The 2,631-nt window shown below is 72.4% G+C and carries 2 protein-coding genes; both read right to left on the reverse strand.

Annotated features, from left to right (window positions below):
• Positions 1-1,967, reverse strand: a 1,967-nt coding sequence (locus FNQ90_RS19145; protein ID WP_182607499.1) for a glycosyltransferase family 2 protein, incomplete at its 3' end; no start/stop codon positions are given.
• A 171-nt stretch (positions 1,968-2,138) separates the two neighbouring features.
• Positions 2,139-2,492 (reverse strand): DUF3817 domain-containing protein, encoded by a 354-nt coding sequence (locus tag FNQ90_RS19150; protein ID WP_182607500.1) that lies wholly within the window; start codon positions 2,490-2,492, stop codon positions 2,139-2,141.
• Between the last annotated feature and the right edge of the window lie 139 nt (positions 2,493-2,631).

Below are 2,631 nucleotides of genomic sequence, written 5' to 3' on the forward strand. Positions count from 1 at the left end.
GGGTCGGACGGCGTCGTCGGACCGGGTTCGGACGCCGCGCACGGGGCGGTCGGGGCGGTCGGGACCCCGGGGTCCCCGATGTCGGGGGGCCCGTCGGGTTCCCCGGACGCGGCTCCCTGCCGGGGGCCCGCCCCGGTGACCGGCGCGCCGACCGCCAGGGGCACCGGCTCGACGGGCACCGAGCGTGCCCCCGCGTCCCTCGCGGCGCGGACGGGGGCGAGGGAGCCCCCGGATCCGCCGGGACCGTGCGCGGGCACGGGAACGGCCACCGGCTCGGCACCGCCGCGCCGGGCCCGCATCTCGCCGACCCACCAGATCGTGATGGGGGCCAGCGATGCGGTCAGGGCCAGGACGGCCCAGGTGCGCATGGCGACGTGGGTGTGGTTCAGGAAGACCGAGACCGTCAGGGCTCCGCCCAGCAGGGTGCCCCAGTACAGGTGGAGCCGGAAGGTGGCGGGTCGGTCGGGGCTGGCCTCGTTCCCCTTCGGGGTGACGACGAAGCGGCTGCGGCGCCGCAGCAGGGCGTCGAGCAGGGAGCGGGCCCAGATGGGGGCGGAGATCGCCGACATCGCCATGCCGGCCAGGCCGGAGGAGCCCTCGGGCTCGTGCGGGCTGACGTTGTGCCGTCGGTTCCAGAGGTAGAGGCCGATCTGGAGGGCCGCGGCGTCGCTGTAGAGCATCAGCCACACCGCCGCGGGCACCTGGGTGCCGGAGGCGCCCAGGACGAGGTAGAGGACGCAGCCGGTGGCACCGAGGACCCAGGTGATGGCGGCCATCGGGTAGAAGGCCAGCATGAGGGAGTAGCTGAGCAGGCGTCCGGGGGCGTGGCGGGTGCCGGCGTCGAGGCCGCCGCGCCCGTACTGGCGCAGGATCGTCTCGTAGGTACCGCGGGACCAGCGCATCTGCTGGCTGAAGAAGTCGGTCCAGGAACTGGGCCCCTCCCCCACCGCGAGCACGTCCGGGGTGTAGACCGAGCGCCAGCGCCGGCCGGTGTCCGGGTTGCGCGCCCGGTGCAGTTCGAAGCCGGTGGCCATGTCCTCGGTGATGGAGTCGTACAGGCCGCCGATGGTGCGCAGGGCGGAGATCCGCACGGCGTTGTTGGTGCCGACGAACATGGGGGCGCCGTAGCGGTTCCCGGCCCGCTGGATGAGGGCGTGGAAGAGGAACTGCTGACTCTCCGCGGCCTTGGTGACGGGGCTGTCGTAGTTGCCGTAGACCTGGGGGCCGACGACGAAGGCCACGTCGGGGTCGCGGAAGTACCCGAGCATCCGCTCCAGGTAGTTCGGCAGCGGCACGTGGTCGGTGTCCACCGAGGCGAAGAAGTCGTACTCCTCGCCGTGGGCGTCGAGCCAGGCGTTGTAGTTGCCGTGCTTGGTGCGGGCCCGGAAGGGGCCGGCCGGGCGGTTCCAGCGTTCGACGCCGTGGCGGCTGAAGTGCCGCACGCCCAGTTCGGCGCACAGCTCGCGCATTGCGGCGTCGTCGCCCTCGTCGAGCAGCCAGATGTCGAGTGGTCCGGTGTGCCGCAGGCGCACCGCCGCCTCCAGGGTGGCCCGCACCATGGCGGGCGGCTCCTTGCCGGGTACGCAGGTGGTCAGGAATGCCACCCGGGTGCCGGGTTCCGGCACCACGGGTATCGGATCGCGTGCCATCAGGGTGGCGTGGGCGATGGAACAGACGTTGATCAACCGGAAGATCTCGATCAACGCGATGCAACCGAGCATGACGGCGTCGGCGATCAGCAGATAAAGCGGTGCCTGGTCGCGGTCCGTCCAGTGGGACGGCCACACCAGCCACAGCAGCAACAGCATCGACACCAGGGGGGCGAGCGTCATCAGCGCCAGGGCGCGTATCCGATGGGGCTCGCGGGACAACAGGGTGCGGTAGCGGACACGGTAGCCGGGGACGGGTTCCTCCGGGGGCCCCGCCAGACGGCTGTATGTCTCGTAGTCGTAACCCTCTCGCCGCACAACGTCCTCCGTCCAACGACAAAAGCGTTGGAACCACAACACAGCAGGGCGAAATATGTGTCGAACGGGGGCGGTCCGATGGAGGGAATCCCCGACAGGCGTCCGCCCCGTCGGCCGGTGGCGCGACGGGGCGGGCGGGTGGATCCGGGTGGGCCGGGAGTCGTCGGGAGGTCAGGCGCCGACGGCGTCGGCCCGCTCGACGGCGGGAGCGGGCTCCCCCGCGGTTCCCTCCCGCTCCTCACGGCGCAGTCGACGCTCGGCGAAGAACCCGCCGGTCGGCACCACCGCCATCGCCATGTACCAGGCCGCGGTGCCGAGGGACCAGCGCGCGCGGTTCCAGGCGTCCAGCCAGAACAGGCCGTAGACGACGAAGAGGATGCCGTGCACCGCGCCGAGCACCGGGACGGCGTCGAAGTCGGTGGTGCGGCGCAGGACGGAGGCGACGAGCAGGAGGAGGAAGGAGACCGCCTCGGGGGCGGACACCAGTCGGAGCCGTCGCAGGGCGGAGACGGTCTTCGGGTCCAATGGAGACTCCCGGTGGAAACGGAGGGGGCGCCCGCGACGCGGGCACGCCGCGGGGGACCCGCGCACCGAGCTTGTGCATCGGTTCACAAGGTCGGCTCCCATTGTGGCAGGTCTTCCCCCGGGCCCCCGGGGGGGGGTG

Source organism: Streptomyces alkaliphilus (assembly GCF_014141535.1).
Taxonomy (GTDB): Bacteria; Actinomycetota; Actinomycetes; order Streptomycetales; family Streptomycetaceae; genus Streptomyces; species Streptomyces alkaliphilus.